Origin of the sequence: Novosphingobium sp. NBM11, assembly GCF_015390225.1 — a bacterium.
Taxonomy (GTDB): domain Bacteria; phylum Pseudomonadota; class Alphaproteobacteria; order Sphingomonadales; family Sphingomonadaceae; genus Novosphingobium.
Window position 1 is genome coordinate 2495426 of sequence record NZ_VUOG01000001.1, and the last position, 15898, is coordinate 2511323.

Below are 15898 nucleotides of genomic sequence, written 5' to 3' on the forward strand. Positions count from 1 at the left end.
CGCGGCGAAAGGGAGAAATGGGAACGACATGGCCGGTTTTGTCCTGATTCATGGGTCCTGGCACGGCGGCTGGTGCTTCGATCCGGTCGCCGAGATCCTGCGCGCGCGGGGTCATGCCGTGCTGGCGCCGACGCTGCCTGGCATGGGCGGCACGGCGGAGGAACTGGCGGCGGTCACGCTCGCTGGCTGGGCGGATTTCGCGCTGGAACACTGCCGCCGGCTGCGCGCCGAAACCGGCGGGCCGGTGGTGCTGGCCGGGCACAGCCGGGGCGGGCTGGTGGTCAGCACGGCGGCGGAGCGCGATCCGCGGGCGATGGACGCGCTGGTCTATATCTGCGCGATGATGCTGCCTGACGGCCTCTCGCGCGCCGAGTTCAAGAAGCTGGAAGGCCCCAACCCGGCGTTCGACGCCGTCATCAGCCCGGTCCACGGCGGCGTGGGCACGGTGGTCGATCCGGCGGCGGCGGGCGCGGTCTTCGCGCAGGTTTCCCCGCCCGATCGGGTGGCGGCGGTGCTGCCGCGCCTGATCGCCGAACCGCACGGCCCGCGCTCGGAAAAGCTGGCGTTAACGCCGGAACGGTGGGGCAGCCTGCCGCGCACCTATGTGGAATGCACGCAGGACCGCACGATCCCGATCGACAGCCAGCGCAAGATGCAGCAGTTTTCGCCGGGCGCGCGGGTGGTGACGCTGGATGCGGACCATAGCCCCTATCTGTCGCGCCCGGTCGAGCTGGCCGATGCGCTGGAGAGCAGCATTCCGGCCTGAGACGGGCGGCTCCGCGCGGCAGGCGGGGTTCAATCGCCGAAGAAATTGAGTTCCAGCAGCACGTTGTTGGGATCGGCGGTGAAGATCTGGCGCAGGCCGATCGCGGCGACGGTATTGACCTGATAGGCTAGGCCGCGCGCCTCGATCCGGGCGATCATTTCGTCATAGCCGGCGCAGTTGAGCGCGACGTGGTGGATCGCGCCGGTCAGGTCGCCGGGGTGCACGGTGCGGTCGAACGCGCGGGGGCAGTCTTCCGAATTGATGTGGATGATCGCCCGGCCGGCCTCGTCGTACATCCATTGCGCGTTCCGCGGCGTGAGCGGGGCGGGCGCGTCGCGCCGTTCGAGGCCTAGCAGGGAACGGTAGAATTCGGCGGTTTCGTCGAGCCGGTCGGTAATGATGTTGACGTGATCGAGCGCGTTGACGCGCATGGCCTTCTCCTCTCGCAAACCGGACCGGAGGCGGCCCCGGGCGGGGAGCTGGTGACCCCGCCGCCCGGCGACCGCATCAGCCCTTGAACACCACGGTCTTGTTGCCGTTCAGCAGCGCGCGGTCCTCCAGGTGCAGGCGCACCGCTTCGGCCAGCACGCGGCGTTCGATGTCGCGGCCCTTGCGCACCAGATCCTCGGGCGTGTCGGCATGGCTGACCGTTTCCACGTCCTGGTGGATGATCGGGCCTTCGTCGAGATCCGCCGTTACGTAATGCCCGGTGGCGCCGATCATCTTCACGCCGCGCGCGTGCGCCTGGTGATAGGGCTTGGCGCCCTTGAAGCTGGGCAGGAACGAATGGTGGATGTTGATGCAGCGGCCCGACAGGAACCGCGCCAGATCGTCCGAGAGGATCTGCATGTAGCGCGCCAGCACCACGAATTCGGCGCCCGTTTCGTTGACGATGCGCTTCACTTCGGCTTCCTGCTGCGGCTTGGTATCGCGCGTGATCGGCAGGTGGTGATAGGGCACGTCGCCGATCAGCGAGATGTTCAGCGCTTCCTTGGGGTGGTTGCCGATGATCGCCACCACGTCCATCGGCAGCTCGCCCAGCCGCGTGCGGTAGAGCAGATCGCCCAGGCAGTGATCGAACTTCGAGACCATCAGGATGGTGCGGCGCTTGGCCGCGGTATCGCGCATGGTCCAGTCCATGGCGAACTGCTGCGCCACGGGCGCGAAGGCGGAACGGAGCGCGTCGGCGCCCGCTTCGCCGGGATCGAACACCACGCGCATGAAGAAGCGGCCCGATTCGGTATCGTCGAACTGCTGCGCTTCGAGAATGTTGGCGCCCGATTCGAACAGGTTGCCGGTGACGCGGGCGACGATGCCCGGCTTGTCCTCGCACGAAAGCGTCAAAATCAGCGGTGCACTCATCAAAAGTCTCTCCCGTCTGCGTGGGCCTCATAGGGCGCACGATTTCCGATTGCGAATCTCGTTTGATATTGTATGTGTTGCATACAAATTTTCAACCAGCCATTTTTTGTCGGGAGAGAAGGCATGGCAGCCAAGAATCTTGAAGAAGTCCTCAACGCGGGCGGCAACATCGTCGAAATGCTGCGCAATTCGCAGCTCGGCGCGTATGTCTATCCGGTGGTCGCGCCGGAATTTTCGAACTGGCGTTCGGAACAGTGGGCCTGGCAGCACAGCGCGGTGCTGTTCGACCAGTCGCACCACATGGTGAACCTCTATATCCGTGGCAAGGATGCGCTGAAGCTGCTGTCCGACACCATGATCAACACCCCCAAGGGCTGGACGGTCAACAAGGCCAAGCAGTACGTGCCGACCACGCCTTATGGCCATGTCATCGGCGACGGCATCATCTTCTGGGAAGAAGAGGAATCGTTCACCTATGTCGGCCGCGCGCCGGCCTCGAACTGGCTGCGCTATCACGCGGCGACCGGCGGCTATGACTGCGAGATCGAGCTGGACGACCGTTCGCCGATGCGCCCGATGGGCAAGCCCGTAACCCGCAAGGAATGGCGCTTCCAGATCCAGGGGCCCAACGCCTGGGCGGTGATCGAAAAGCTGCACGGCGGCCCGCTGGAACAGCTCAAGTTCTTCAACATGAGCACGATGAACATCGCCGGCAAGACCGTGCGCACGCTGCGCCACGGCATGTCGGGCGCGCCGGGCCTGGAAATCTGGGGTCCCTATGCCGAGCAGGAAGAAATCCGCGCCGCGATCCTCGAAGCCGGCAAGGAATTCGGCCTGATCGCCTGCGGCAGCCGCGCTTACCCGTCGAACACGCTCGAATCCGGCTGGATCCCCTCGCCGCTGCCCGCCATCTACACCGGCGAAAAGCTCAAGGGTTTCCGCGAATGGCTGGGCGCCGACAGCTACGAAGCGACCGGTTCGATCGGCGGTTCGTTCGTTTCGGACAACATCGAGGATTACTACCTCAACCCGTGGGAACTGGGTTACGGCAACTTCGTCAAGTTCGACCATGACTTCCACGGCCGCGAGGCGCTGGAAGCCCTGAACCCCGCCGACCAGCGCAAGAAGGTGACGCTGGCCTGGCACCCCGAGGACATGACCAAGATCGTGGCCTCGCTGTTCAACCCCGATGGCGAACAGTACAAGTTCTTCGACACCCCGCTCGCCAACTATGCCTCGTCGAACTATGACCGCGTCGTCGATGCGGGCGGGAAGACCGTCGGTTTCTCGATGTTCACGGGCTATTCCTACAACGAGAAGCAGGCGCTTTCGCTCGCCACGATCGATCCGGAAATCCCGGTCGGCACCGAACTGCGCGTGGTGTGGGGCGAAGAGAACGGCGGCACCCGCAAGACCACTGTCGAGCCGCACAAGCAGATCGAGGTCCGCGCGATCGTCTCGCCGGTCCCGTACAGCCGTGTCGCTCGTGAAGCCTATGCTGAAGGCTGGCGTACCGCCCGCTGACGCGATGAAGACTGGCCCCGCCCGGATCGCCGCAAAGGCGGCCGGGCGGATGGCCTTCCACCAAAAGAGGATCCCGCTATGGCAACACCCCTGATCCATCCCAACTGGGACAAGGCGCCCGACGGGATCACCGACGGCTTCAGCCTGGAGATGACCGCGAAGGACGAGGCTTCGCTGCGCGATGCCGCCCCGCTCATCCCCGCCGATACGCCGATCGCCGTTACCTTCCTGCCGGGCGAGGACGTGGCCGCCCGTGTCGCCGCGACCGTGGCGGTGCGCGAGCTGGGCTTCGAGCCGATGCCGCACTTCTCGGCCCGCCGCATCCTGTCCGAAGACGATTTCGAAGGCTATCTGAAGGCCGTGGTCGAACAGGCCGGGGTGGAGCGCTGCTTCATCGTGGCCGGCGACCCGCCCGAGCCGCAAGGCCCCTATTTCGATACCTCCGCGCTGATCGCGACCGGCGCGTTCGAGCGCGCCGGGATCAAGGCGATCGGCGTGGGCGGGCATCCTGAAGGCCACCCCAACATGACCGTGGCCGAATGCTGGGCCGTGCTGGAAAAGAAGGTGGCGGAAATCGAGCGGCGCGACATGGCCCCGCTGATCGTCACCCAGTTCGGCTTCGATCCCGATGCGTTCCTGGCCTGGCTGAAGGAGCTGCGCGCGCGCGGCATCGACGCGCCGGTGCGCATCGGCGTGCCTGGGCCGGCGGGGATCAAGCGCCTGCTCGCGTTCGCCGCGCGCTGCGGCGTGGGCGCGTCCACGTCGGTCCTCAAGAAGTACGGCATCTCGGTCACCAACCTGCTCGGCTCGGCCGGACCGGACAAGCTGGTGAACGCCTTCGCCCAGGGGCTGGGGCCGGAGCACGGCCGGGTACGCCTGCACTTCTATCCGTTCGGCGGCCTGGTGAAGACGCTCGAATGGATTCACGAGTACAACCGCAAGCACGGCATCTGACCGTGTGGAGTTGAGAGGGGCTCCTTGAGCGCCCACCCCTCTCCCAACCCTCTCCCCTAAAGGGGAGAGGGCTATTTGTTTCAGAAATCGGCGGCGCGCGATTTGCGCCGGGCCTCGGCGAAGGCATCGTGGCGGAACTTCTCGAAGGCCACGCGCTGATCGAAGCCGGGGTCCTTGGGGTAGTCCTGATATTCGGCGATGATCTCGTCGAAGATGGTGCGCAGCTCGTCCTTGTGATCGGGGTGGGAGAAGATGTGCAGGCGGTTGTGGCGCATCGCGTCGATCACCCGCGCGCCGATCACGTCCGGCTCCATGCCGAACTCGTGGACCCCGGCAAGGCGCTCCACCGCTGCCTTGTCCACCGCCTTCATCTGGCTTTTCAGCGCATCGGGGCGGATGTCGTCGCTGGCGTAGATGTAGCTCTTCACCAGGCCCGGGCAGAGCACCGACACGCCGATCTCGTATTGCAGCAGCGAATAGTGCAGCGATTCCGACAGGCCGCGCACCGCGAACTTGGTGGTGTTGTAGATGCCCGGCGTGCCCGCCGCGAGGAACGCGGCCATCGAGGCGGTGTTGACGACGTGGCCGCCCTTCTGCTCGCCCGCCTTCACCCGTTCGACCATGCGCGGCACGAAGGTCATCACGCCGTTGATCACGCCGTGCAGATTCACGCCCAGCAGCCAGTCCCAATCGTCGAACGAGCTTTCCTCGATCGGCTGGAACAGGTTGACCCCGGCGTTGTTGCACAGGATCGAAACCGGTCCCATTTCCGCCTCGACCCGGTCGGCGGCCTCGCGGAAGCCTTCGCGGCTGGCGACGTCCAGTTGCACGCCCATGACCTCGCGGTTGTCCAGCGCGGCCAGGGCCTTGTCGATCGAATCCTGGCGGATGTCGGCAATGGCGACCTTGCAGCCTTCGTTGAGCAGCTGGCGCACGAGGCCGATGCCGACGCCGTTGGCGCCGCCGGTGACGAAGGCGGTGCGGCCTGCGAAATCCTTCATATGTCTCCCCTCCGGTTTGCGGGAGGGGCCGGGGGTGGGCCTCTCCCTGAAATGTGATGTGCGTGGGATTGCCCACCCCAAACCCCTCCCGCCCGCGGGAGGGGTTTTATGGTCAGGCGCCGGCGCGCAGCCGGTTCTGCCGTTCGATCTCGGCGGTGATCGCCGGGTTGCGGAACAGCATGGCGAAGGTTTCCTTGTATTCCGGGTTTTCCGGAAGGTGGGTCTGCACCGCCGCCGTGGTCGCTTCGCCGCGTTCGCGCACGCCGGCCAGGAACTCGCTGTGGGTGAGGATGTAGAGCTCGTCGTTGAGGATGCCGCGCAGCACGCGTTCGCCCACCTCCTCCTTGGTCTGGTAGAGGTGCATGAAGCTGCCGCCCGCCTGCCGGCGCTTGTCCGCCTCGGCATAGCCGGTTTCGGCAAGGTCGGCCGGGCGGGTCTTGCCGGCGTCGGCGATGTTGGACTGGACGGCGCCGGGGCAGAAGGCCGAACAGATCACGCCGCGCGGCTCCAGTTCGGGGCGCATGCATTCCATCATCGCGGTGACCGCGGCCTTGCCCGTCGAATAGATCGTGGTCCCGCCCACCGGCACCAGCGCCGACATCGAGGCGGTGTTGACGATGTGCCCGCCTTCGCCATGCGCCAGAATGCGCGGCAGGATCGTGACCACGCCGTTGATGGTGCCGCCCAGGTTGACGTTCATCACCCAGTCCCAGTCGGCGAAGGTGGCGAGATCGGTGGGGCCGACCACCGCGACCCCGGCGTTGTTGCACAGGATGTGGATCTTGCCGAACCTGGCTTCGGCGGCGTCGGCGGCGTCGGCGAAGTTGGCGCGATTCGTCACGTCGAGCGGCACCGCCAGCACGCGGTCGCCCCCGTCCAGCTCGGCGACGGCCGAATCGAGGTGATCCTGGCGGATGTCGGCGATGGTCACGTTCATCCCCGCGCCGAGCAGCGCCTTGGCGATGCCGAGGCCGATGCCGCTGGCCCCGCCCGTGATGAAAGCCGTCTTGCCCGGAAGATTCTGCATCCTTGCCTCTCTCCATGCTGCGCCGCCCGCCCGGTTGTCACGGTCCGTTTCAGGGGCGGAGCCGGGTGCCGGGGCCATGCGACCATTCGTTATCGTCTTTTCTATTCACCAGCGCGAGATTGTATGCAAGACTAACAATTATCCGGTGCGAAAAACAGGTCGGAGAATCGACTGGCCGGGAGAGGAGAGCAGATGGCGGGAGCAGCATCCCCGGCGATGACCGGTGCGCCGGAAGTATCTGAAAGCAAGGCGGAAGAAGGGGGCGCCGAGCGGCGCTGGCCGTCAACCGCATCGGCCTATTTCGCGCTGTTCGCGATCATCGCGGCGACGTTCCTGAACTTTTTCGACCAGACCGTGTTCGGCATGCTGGCGCAGCGGATCAAGATCGATTTCGGGCTGACCGACGAACAGCTGGGCTTTCTGGGCGGCCCCGCCAGCGTGATCTTCTTCGTGTTCGTGGGCATTCCGCTGGCCCGGCTGGCGGACATCTATCCGCGCAAGCTGGTGCTGGCCGGCGGCATGGCGGCGACCGGCGTGATCATGGGGCTGGGCGGCATCGCGCAGGGGTTCGGCCAGTTCATCGGCAGCCGCATGTTCCTGGGCGCGGGCGGTTCGGCGCACGCGCCGGCCGCCTATTCGATGATCGCGGACTATTTCCCGCCGAAGAAGATCACCCGCGCCTTCGCGCTGCTGCAACTGGGCTTCATCGGCGGGACGACCGCGGGCGTGCTGGCCGGCGGCAAGCTGATCGTCGCGCTGGCGGGCTGGAGCGAGGCGCACGTGCTGGGGCTGCGTGTCCACAGCTGGCAGCTCATCCTGGTGGGCCAGGCGGGGCTGGGGCTGCTGGCGGCCGGCCTGCTGCTGCTGGTCAAGGAACCGCCGCGCCTCGTCCGTGCGCCGGCGGAAGGGCGCGTGCCGGTGCCGGAGCGGCAGGGGCTGGGCCGGCGCGTGCTGGCCTTCACCGGGCTGGACGCGGCCAAGGCGATCCATGCGCGCGGGCGGGTCTATTACCCGCTGTTCGGCGGGCTGGCGTTGAGCGCGATCGAAACGTTCGGCCTGATGTTCTGGCGCGTGCCATTCATGATCCGCACCTATGGCTGGGACGAGGGGCGGATCGGCTTGGTCATGGCGCCGATGCTGCTTGTCTCGCAGCTGGCCGGCGTGTTTCTGGGCGGCGTGTTCGTGGAATGGATGGCCAAGCGCCATGCCGATGCCAACGTGCGCTGCGCGGCGATCCTGTTCGCGCTCGTCACGATCTGCTCGATCACCGCGCCGCTGATGCCCACGGGCGAGATGGCGCTGGCGGTGTTCGCGCTGAGCGGCGTGTTCGGCCTGGCCGGCGCGGTGCCGCAGAACGCCGCGATCCAGCGCATCGCCCCCAACGAAATGCGCGGGCAGGTGACCGCGATCTACCTGTTCATGTTCACGTTCTTCGGCGCGCTCGGCAGCTTCGTGGTCGGCGTGGTCGCGCAGCGGATCGTGGGCGTGGAGGCGGAGCTGTGGAAGGCGCTGGTGATCACCGCCGGCACGCTGCTGCCGATCGCCACGCTGTGCATGGTGCTGGCCATCCGCCCCTATCGCGCCGAAGTGGCGCGGCTGGAAGCGGAAGGTCGTTGACAGTTCAATGAAGTTGCCGCAGTTTGTTTGCAACACGTACAATTCGGGAGAGTTTCCACATGTCCGATTCCGATCGTATCGCCACGCTTGAAGCGCAGGTCGCCGAGCTTGGCCGCCGCCTGACCGTGCGCGAGGACGAGCTTGATATCCGCAAGCTCCAGCACCTCTACGGCTATCTCATCGACAAGTGCCTGTACAACGAGACGGCCGACCTGTTCACCGACGATGGCGAAGTGCGCTTCTTCGGCGGCATCTGGAAAGGCAAGGAAGGCGTGCGTCGCCTCTATGTCGAACGATTCCAGAAGCGCTTCACCTATGGCAACAACGGCCCGATCGACGGCTTCCTGCTCGAACACCCGCAGTTGCAGGACATCATCAACGTGCAGCCCGATGGCGTGACCGCGCTGGCCCGCGCGCGCTCCATGATGCAGGCGGGGCGCCACAAGGACTTCGAAGGCGACCAGCCCTGGCTCAAGAGCCGCCAATGGTGGGAAGGCGGCATCTACGAGAACACCTACAAGAAGGTGGACGGCACCTGGCGCATCCACATCCTGAACTACATGCCGATCTGGCATGCCGATTTCGAAACCGGCTGGGCCAACACCAAGCCCGAATACGTGCCGTTCCCCAAGGAAACCTATCCCACCGACCCGACCGGGCCGGACGAGCTGATCGAGGGCCACTGGCTGTGGCCGACCCACAAGCTGACGCCGTTCCACTTCCCCCACCCGGTGACCGGCGAGGAAATCGTGGCGCAGCGCTGGGAAGGCGATGAAGCCCGCGCAAAGGCGAAAGGCTGATCCGATGACGGCCTATCCTGCCCTCCACATGGTGATCGATGGCGAGCGCGTTGCCGGCGGCGGGCGCCGCACGCACGCGGTCGTCAATCCCGCGACCGGCGAGACCATCGGCGAACTGCCGCTGGCCGAGCCGGCCGATCTCGACCGCGCGCTGGAAACCGCGCGCAAGGGGTTCCGCATCTGGCGTGATTCGACGCCGCAGCAGCGCGCGGCGGTGCTGCAGGGTGCGGCGCGGCTCATGCTGGAGCGGCAGGACGACCTGGCCCGCATCGCCACGCTGGAAGAGGGCAAGACGCTGCCCGAGGCCCGCATCGAAGTGATGATGAACGTGGGGCTGTTCAACTTCTACGCGGGCGAGGTGTTCCGGCTCTATGGCCGCACGCTGGTGCGCCCGGCGGGCATGCGCTCCACCGTCACGCACGAGCCGGTCGGCCCGGTCGCCGCCTTCGCCCCGTGGAACTTCCCGCTGGGCAATCCGGGCCGCAAGCTGGGCGCGCCGATCGCGGCGGGCTGTTCGGTGATCCTCAAGGCGGCGGAAGAGACGCCGGCCTCGGCGCTGGGCGTGCTGCAATGCCTGCTCGACGCGGGCTTGCCCAAGGAAGTGGCGCAGGCGGTGTTCGGCGTGCCCGACGAGGTCAGCCGGCACCTGCTGGCCAGCCCGGTGATCCGCAAGCTGAGCTTCACCGGATCGACCGTGATCGGCAAGCACCTGAGCAAGCTGGCCGCCGACAACTGCATCCGCACGACGATGGAACTGGGCGGGCATGGCCCGGTGCTGGTGTTCGGCGATGCCGACATCGACCGCGCGCTCGATACCATGGTGACCTCGAAGTACCGCAACGCCGGGCAGGTCTGCGTCAGCCCCACGCGCTTCATCGTTGAGGAAAGCGTGTTCGACCGCTTCCGCGACGGCTTTGTCGAACGGGTCAAGGCGATCCGCGTCGGCAACGGGCTGGACGAGGGCGCGCAGATGGGGCCGATGGCCAACGCGCGCCGGCCCGAGGCGATGGACCGCCTGATCGGCGATGCCACGGCGCGCGGCGCGAAGCTGCTCGCGGGCGGCGAGCGCGTGGGCAATGCCGGGTTCTTCTATGCGCCGTCGGTCCTGTCCGAAATCCCGCTCGATGCCGCGGTTCTCAACGAGGAGCCGTTCGGCCCGGTGGCGCTGCTCAACCCGTTCCGGGGCGAAGAGGCGATGATCGAGGAGGCGAACCGCCTGCCCTATGGCCTGGCCGCCTATGCCTGGACGCAGGACGCCAAGCGCCAGCAGCGCGTGGCGCGCGAGATCGAAAGCGGCATGGTGGGCATTAACACGACCATGATCGGTGGCGCGGATGCGCCGTTCGGCGGGGTCAAGTGGTCGGGCCACGGGGCGGAGGACGGCCCGGAAGGCGTGATGGCCTGCCTTGTCACCAAGGCGGTCCACGAAGGCTGACCGGGCAGCGCAACGTCATGGCCGGGCAATCCTTTGGAAACATGGGCAATCTAGCTGAACGGACCGTTTTCCGGTTCCCTCAGCGAGAATGCCATGCCGCGATTGCCCCGCCGTGCCCTGTTCCTGCCCGTGCCGTGGCTGATTCTGTCTCTGCCCGCGCTGCCGGCCCACGCCGCGCAGAACGATCACCAGGTCTGGGGCGTGGTGCAGGGCACCGTCGATCTGGGCGGCCGGGCGACATCGGCGTTCGACGTCCAGTACCGCGTGACCGACGGCGCCTCGCGCCAGGGGCAGGTGCTGATCCGGCCGGCGATCGGCGTCTACCTGAACAAGACCACGGCGGCCTATCTCGGCTATGCCTTCGTCACCACCGATCCGCTGGGCGGTACGCCGACCGACGAACATCGCGTGTTCGAGCAACTGACGTTCCGCATCGCCGGAGACGGCAAGGGGCCGACGCTGACCGCGCGCACGCGGCTGGAGCAGCGCTTCGTCGAGGGCTGGACCGGCCACACCGGCTGGCGGCTGCGCCAGCAGGTGCGCGGCACGCTGCCGCTGGGGGACCGGGGCGTGGCGCTGGTGTCCACGCTCGAACCCTTCGTCAGCTTCAACACCACCGGCTGGGGCCAGCGCGCGGGCTTCGATCAGGTGCGCGCCTTTGCCGGCGTCTCCCTGCCGGTGGCCAGGGGAATCGCCATCGAACCCGGCTACATGGGGCAATACATCGCCCGTTATCGGCAGCCGGACCGCATGAACCACGTTATCAGCCTTTCGCTGTCGCTGCGCAGGTGACCGTCGCCGGGCTGCTTCGGAAAAGGAACAGCCCATGACCAGTGACCACCCCCTCAGGACCGGCGGCGACCGCGGCTATCTGCGCATCGCCACCGAGGAAGCCTTCGCCACGCGCGAACAGGTCGACGTCTATCTGCGCATGGTGCGCGATGGCACGGCCGACAAGGGCATGCTCTCGCTGTGGGGCTTCTATGCCCAATCGCCCTCCGAACGCGCCACGCAGATCATGGATCGCCTGCTCGACCTCGGCGAGCGGCGGCTGGCCGACATGGACGCCTATGGCATCGACAAGGCGGTGCTCGCGCTGACCTCGCCCGGCGTGCAGCCGATGCTCGACCTTGCCGAGGCCAAGGGCATTGCCACGCGCGCCAACGACTATCTGGCCGAACGCTGCGCCGCGCATCCCGATCGCTTCATCGGCCTGACCGCCGTGGCGCCGCAGGACCCGGCATGGTCGGCCGCCGAAATCCGCCGCGGCGCGGGCGAGCTGGGCTTCAAGGGCGTGCAGATCAACAGCCACACCCAGGGCGAATACCTCGACGATCCCAAGTTCGACCCGATCTTCCGCGCGCTCGCCGATACCGGGCAGCCGCTGTACATCCATCCCGCCACGCCGCCGGACGCGATGATCGACCCGCTGCTCGAATCGGGCCTCGACGGCGCAATCTTCGGCTTCGGGGTGGAGACGGGGATGCACCTGCTGCGGCTGATCACCATCGGCATCTTCGACCGCTATCCCGATCTGCAGATCATGGTCGGCCACATGGGCGAGGCGCTGCCCTACTGGCTTTATCGGCTGGATTACATGCACCAGGCGGGCGTGCGGTCGAAGCGCTACGAACGAATGAAGCCGCTGAACAAGACCATCGCCGAATACATGCGCTCGAACGTGCTCATCACCAATTCGGGCATGGCGTGGGAACCGGCGATCCGCTTCGCGCAGCAGGTGGTGGGCGAGGACCGCGTGATGTACGCGATGGACTATCCCTATCAGGTGGAGGCGCGCGAGGTGCGCGACATGGACACCATGGACATCTCCCCCGAACTCAAGAAGAAGTTCTTCCAGACCAACGCCGAACGCTGGTTCGGTATCTGAACCGGCGCATGGGCGCCGCAGGTGGAAAGTGAGAGCCGGTGAACGCAGTCGCCAAGGGCGGATGGTACGCGCTCGCGCTGGTGGCGCTGACCAACGCGATGAGCCTGCTCGACCGCCAGATCCTGGCGATCCTGGCGCCCGCCATCAAGAAGGACCTGGCAATCGGCGATGCCGAGATGGGGCTGCTCTATGGCACCGTCTTCGCGCTGTTCTACGCGCTGTTCTCGCTGCCCGTGGGGCGGCTGGCGGACGGCTGGGTGCGCACGCGCCTGCTGGGCATCAGCATCGCCTTCTGGTCCGCCGCCACCGCGCTGGGTGGCCTGGCCGGCAGTTTCGCAACGCTGGCGCTGTCGCGGCTGGGCGTGGGCATCGGCGAGGCGGCGACGCAGCCGGCTGGCACCTCGCTGATCTACGACTACTGGCCCAAGCCGCGCCGGGGCTTCGTGATGGCGGTGCTGGCCTCTGCCATCGCGCTGGGCCTTGGCGGATCGCTGGTGCTGGGCGGCGTGGCGGCGCAGGCATGGACCGAGCGCTACGCCGGCACGGTGGCGCCGTTCGGGCTGAAGGGGTGGCAGTTCGCCTTCCTCGTCGCCTCGGCCCCCGGCTTCGTGCTGGCGCTGTTCCTGCTGCGCCTGCGCGAACCGGAACGCGGCGTGATGGACGGATTGCCGACCGCGCCCGATCCGCGCCCTTTCGCGGCCAGCCTGGAACTGCTGGGTTCGGTGCTGCCCGGCCTGCACTGGATCGGCATGATCCGGCGCGGCGGCGATCGGGGCATGGTGCTGCGCAATCTGGCGGGGCTGGCGGCGATCGTGGCGCTGATGGTGGTGCTGACGCGGGTGAGCATGGCGGTTTCGCCACGCCCGCCGTTCGTCATCGCCGGGCTGGCGATCAACCCGCACGCGCTGCAATGGACCGTGATCGGCTTCGGCGTGTTCGTGATCGTCAATCTGGTGCAAGGGATGCGGCTGTCCGATCCGCAGGCGCACCGCGTCATCACGCGATCGCCCACGCTGATCATGGCGATCGCGGTCGGCACGCTCCAGTCGGCGATCAACTATGGCATGATGGCGTTCAACCCCACGTTCCTGATCCAGAGCTATGGCCTGTCTATGCGCGAGACGGCGCTGCAGTTCGGCATGGTTTCGGCCGGAATGGGCATCGTCGGCCCGATGCTGTGGGGGCCGCTGTCGGACCGGCTCCACCGCCGCTATCCGGGCGGCGGGCGCGCAGGCGTGGCGCTGTTCGCCATGGCGGTTTCGCCGCTGCTGTCGTTCTGGGTCTATACCGCGCCGGCGGCCGGCACGTTCTATGGGCGGTTCGTGCTCTACGGCCTGGTGCTGACCGGCTGGATGCCGCCGCTCTACGCCATCCTCTACGATCAGGTGCTGCCGCGGATGCGCGGGCTGACCGCGAGCCTCTACCTGCTGGCGATGACGATCCTGGGCATGGGCATCGGCCCCTATCTGGTCGGGCTGCTGTCCGATGCAACCGGCAACCTGCGCGCATCGATGCTCAGCATCAACGCGGTGGCCGTGCCGATCGTGGTGCTGATGCTGCTGATCGCCCGCCGCGCCGCGCGCGACGAGGCGGCGCTGCTGGAGCGTGCGGGTTCCGCATAAAGTCGGATGACATGGCCTCTCGTCATGGCGAGGGGCAAAGCCCCGTGGCCATCCAGAGCGGCGCGCGGGGCACTGGATTGCTTCGCTGCGCTCGCAATGACGAAGCGGATCAAAACGCAGCCATCGTGCGCCAGCCGCGTGAAATCGGGGAAACGGTAGGGGGTTTCTGTTGCCCGGCACCCCCCAAGCCGCTGGAATCCGCTTCTGTTGACCGGTGGGTCCAACCGCGTTCTGGCTTTGTAACTTCAGGGCGTTAGCCCCTAGAATTACGCCGCGAGAGCAAGTGCTTCGTTGTCGTTGGCACTTGTTGGTTTTGAGCCTTGAACGGGTTACTCAGCCCGGGCGAAAACAGCGCTTTTCAACACACGTCGATCCTAGTTCGGCCCCGTCATCTGCCCCGCCTGCCGCCAAAGGAGGCCGGACGGGAAAGGTGGTGGAGCCGCCGGGTACCGCCCCCGGGTCCGCTGCGCCTATTGCACGCCGCAGTTTATCACCATAGCCGGCAAGCCGGCACCTCCCCATATAGGGATCGCCCGCCAAATGAAAAGGGGCGCCGAAGCGCCCCTTGCCGTCCCGGATGCCCGCGCGCGGAGAAAGACCGGTCAGACGCGGTTCTTCAGCGCATCGCGGATTTCGGCGAGCAGTTCCACTTCGCTCGGCCCCGCGGGCGCGGCCGGAGCGGCCGGTTCCTCGGGCTTGGCGAACGCCTTGTTCGCGGCTTTCACGATCAGGAAGATCACGAAGGCCAGGATCACGAAGTTGACGATCTGGGTGACGAAATCGCCATAGCCGATCATCGCCACGCCCGCTTCCTTGAGCGCGGCGTAATCGTCCGGCTTGCCCTTGTAGGTTTCCGGAATCGGTCCGAGGCGGATGAAATACTTGGAGAAATCGGCGCCGCCGGTGAAATAGCCGACCGCCGGCATGATGACGTTTTCGGTCAGCGAGGTGACGATCTTGCCGAACGCCGCGCCGATGATCACGCCAACGGCCAGGTCCAGCACGTTGCCGCGCGCGATGAACGTCTTGAATTCCTGCAACATGCCCATGAGCTTCCCCGTAGTTCTGACGGCCCTGTTCCCGGTTGCTTGCCACCCGCCGCCGGGCGCGACAAGCGGCAAACGTGCTGCGGGTTTCTCCAGAATGGTGCAGGTTGCCGCAACCCGGTCCTGCCCTTGAACGGTCACCGGCTATCGCTATGTTCCTGGACAGCAACGCCGGAGCGGCCCTGCCGGGGCCGCGCGCCCGGCAGGATGACATAAGGGTATTCCGACCGATGGCCGCTTCCCTGTTCCGCCGCCTTTCCCGCCCCCTGGCGCGTTTCGCGTTCGTGGCCGCCGCCGCGGCGACGCTGGCCGGCTGCGGCGTCAATTCGATCCCCACCGCCGAGGAAAACGCCAAGGCCAAGTGGGCTGACGTGCAGAACCAGTACCAGCGCCGGGCCGACCTGATCCCCAACCTGGTGGCCACGGTGAAGGGCTATGCCAAGCAGGAGCAGGACACGCTGACCAAGGTGACCGAGGCGCGCGCCAAGGCCACGAGCGTGCAGGTTTCCGCCGACGACCTGACCGATCCCGCCAAGATGGCCGCGTTCCAGCAGGCGCAGGGCGCGCTGTCGCAGGGGCTGGGCCGCCTGATGGCGAACGTGGAAGCCTATCCCGACCTCAAGTCCAACGAGAACTTCCTGGCGCTGCAAAGCCAGCTGGAAGGCACCGAGAACCGCATTTCCGTGGCGCGGCGCGATTACAACGAGGCTGTGCGCGAATACAACACCACGATCCGCACCTTCCCGGCGGTGATCGGCGCCAAGGTGATCTATGGCGCGAAGCCGCTGGTGCCGTTCGAGGCGACCACGCCGGGGGCGCAGGAGGCGCCCAAGGTCAACTTCAACTGATCGCCGCG

General features: G+C 66.8%; 15 protein-coding genes and 1 other RNA gene. 10 read left to right on the forward strand and 6 right to left on the reverse strand.

The window, feature by feature from the left end; genetic code table 11:
- The first annotated feature begins 28 nt into the window (after positions 1–28).
- Positions 29–766: an alpha/beta fold hydrolase gene (locus F1640_RS11995; RefSeq protein WP_194919373.1), complete on the forward strand. Its 738-nt coding sequence runs from the start codon at positions 29–31 to the stop codon at positions 764–766.
- Between the two features lie 29 nt (positions 767–795).
- Here the strand turns inward: F1640_RS11995 and F1640_RS12000 are convergent, their stop codons facing one another.
- Together F1640_RS12000 and purU are read right to left on the reverse strand one after the other, a co-directional pair.
- A complete protein-coding gene (locus F1640_RS12000) occupies positions 796–1197 on the reverse strand; it encodes a VOC family protein (RefSeq protein WP_194919374.1) in 402 nt (133 codons plus the stop codon).
- Positions 1198–1273: 76 nt separating this feature from the next.
- Entirely contained in the window at positions 1274–2128 is an 855-nt protein-coding gene (gene purU, locus F1640_RS12005) for a formyltetrahydrofolate deformylase (protein WP_124810203.1), read from the reverse strand.
- 123 nt (positions 2129–2251) lie between these two features.
- Here purU and F1640_RS12010 point away from each other — a divergent pair, with 123 nt between their 5' ends.
- Both F1640_RS12010 and F1640_RS12015 read left to right on the forward strand, forming a co-directional pair.
- Positions 2252–3652 (forward strand): aminomethyl transferase family protein, encoded by a 1401-nt coding sequence (locus tag F1640_RS12010; RefSeq protein WP_194919375.1) that lies wholly within the window; start codon positions 2252–2254, stop codon positions 3650–3652.
- A 78-nt stretch (positions 3653–3730) separates the two neighbouring features.
- Positions 3731–4606, forward strand: a complete 876-nt coding sequence (locus F1640_RS12015) for a methylenetetrahydrofolate reductase (protein WP_194919376.1) — start codon at positions 3731–3733, stop codon at positions 4604–4606.
- Positions 4607–4686: 80 nt separating this feature from the next.
- Here F1640_RS12015 and F1640_RS12020 read toward each other — a convergent pair whose 3' ends face one another.
- Both F1640_RS12020 and F1640_RS12025 read right to left on the reverse strand, forming a co-directional pair.
- Positions 4687–5607, reverse strand: coding sequence for an SDR family NAD(P)-dependent oxidoreductase (locus F1640_RS12020; protein ID WP_194919377.1), 921 nt, complete (start codon positions 5605–5607; stop codon positions 4687–4689).
- A gap of 112 nt (positions 5608–5719) precedes the next feature.
- Positions 5720–6634 (reverse strand): SDR family NAD(P)-dependent oxidoreductase, encoded by a 915-nt coding sequence (locus F1640_RS12025; protein WP_194919379.1) that lies wholly within the window; start codon positions 6632–6634, stop codon positions 5720–5722.
- 192 nt (positions 6635–6826) lie between these two features.
- On the opposite strand from F1640_RS12025, the gene F1640_RS12030 reads away from it, so the two are divergent.
- The 6 genes from F1640_RS12030 to F1640_RS12055 all read left to right on the forward strand — a co-directional run bounded on the left by F1640_RS12030 (position 6827) and on the right by F1640_RS12055 (position 13996).
- Complete coding sequence (locus F1640_RS12030; protein WP_194919381.1) at positions 6827–8251, forward strand: MFS transporter; 1425 nt, start codon at positions 6827–6829, stop codon at positions 8249–8251.
- Positions 8252–8310: 59 nt separating this feature from the next.
- Positions 8311–9051, forward strand: a complete 741-nt coding sequence (locus tag F1640_RS12035; RefSeq protein ID WP_194919383.1) for a nuclear transport factor 2 family protein — start codon at positions 8311–8313, stop codon at positions 9049–9051.
- Positions 9052–9055: 4 nt separating this feature from the next.
- Complete coding sequence (locus F1640_RS12040; protein ID WP_194919385.1) at positions 9056–10486, forward strand: NAD-dependent succinate-semialdehyde dehydrogenase; 1431 nt, start codon at positions 9056–9058, stop codon at positions 10484–10486.
- A gap of 93 nt (positions 10487–10579) precedes the next feature.
- The gene (locus F1640_RS12045) at positions 10580–11278 is read left to right on the forward strand and encodes a DUF2490 domain-containing protein (protein ID WP_194919387.1); all 699 of its coding nucleotides are present in this window, start codon (positions 10580–10582) and stop codon (positions 11276–11278) included.
- Positions 11279–11312: 34 nt separating this feature from the next.
- A complete protein-coding gene (locus F1640_RS12050; RefSeq protein WP_125954504.1) occupies positions 11313–12374 on the forward strand; it encodes an amidohydrolase family protein in 1062 nt (353 codons plus the stop codon).
- A 38-nt stretch (positions 12375–12412) separates the two neighbouring features.
- Positions 12413–13996 carry an MFS transporter gene (locus F1640_RS12055; RefSeq protein ID WP_309229250.1) on the forward strand — a complete coding sequence of 528 codons (1584 nt, stop codon included), beginning with the start codon at positions 12413–12415 and terminating at the stop codon, positions 13994–13996.
- A gap of 154 nt (positions 13997–14150) precedes the next feature.
- Here F1640_RS12055 and ssrA read toward each other — a convergent pair.
- Positions 14151–14547, reverse strand: a transfer-messenger RNA (tmRNA) gene (ssrA, locus tag F1640_RS12060).
- A 51-nt stretch (positions 14548–14598) separates the two neighbouring features.
- Positions 14599–15045 carry a large conductance mechanosensitive channel protein MscL gene (mscL, locus tag F1640_RS12065; RefSeq protein WP_124810192.1) on the reverse strand — a complete coding sequence of 149 codons (447 nt, stop codon included), beginning with the start codon at positions 15043–15045 and terminating at the stop codon, positions 14599–14601.
- 227 nt (positions 15046–15272) lie between these two features.
- On the opposite strand from mscL, the gene F1640_RS12070 reads away from it, so the two are divergent.
- Positions 15273–15890: a LemA family protein gene (locus F1640_RS12070; protein ID WP_125954506.1), complete on the forward strand. Its 618-nt coding sequence runs from the start codon at positions 15273–15275 to the stop codon at positions 15888–15890.
- Positions 15891–15898 lie beyond the last annotated feature (8 nt).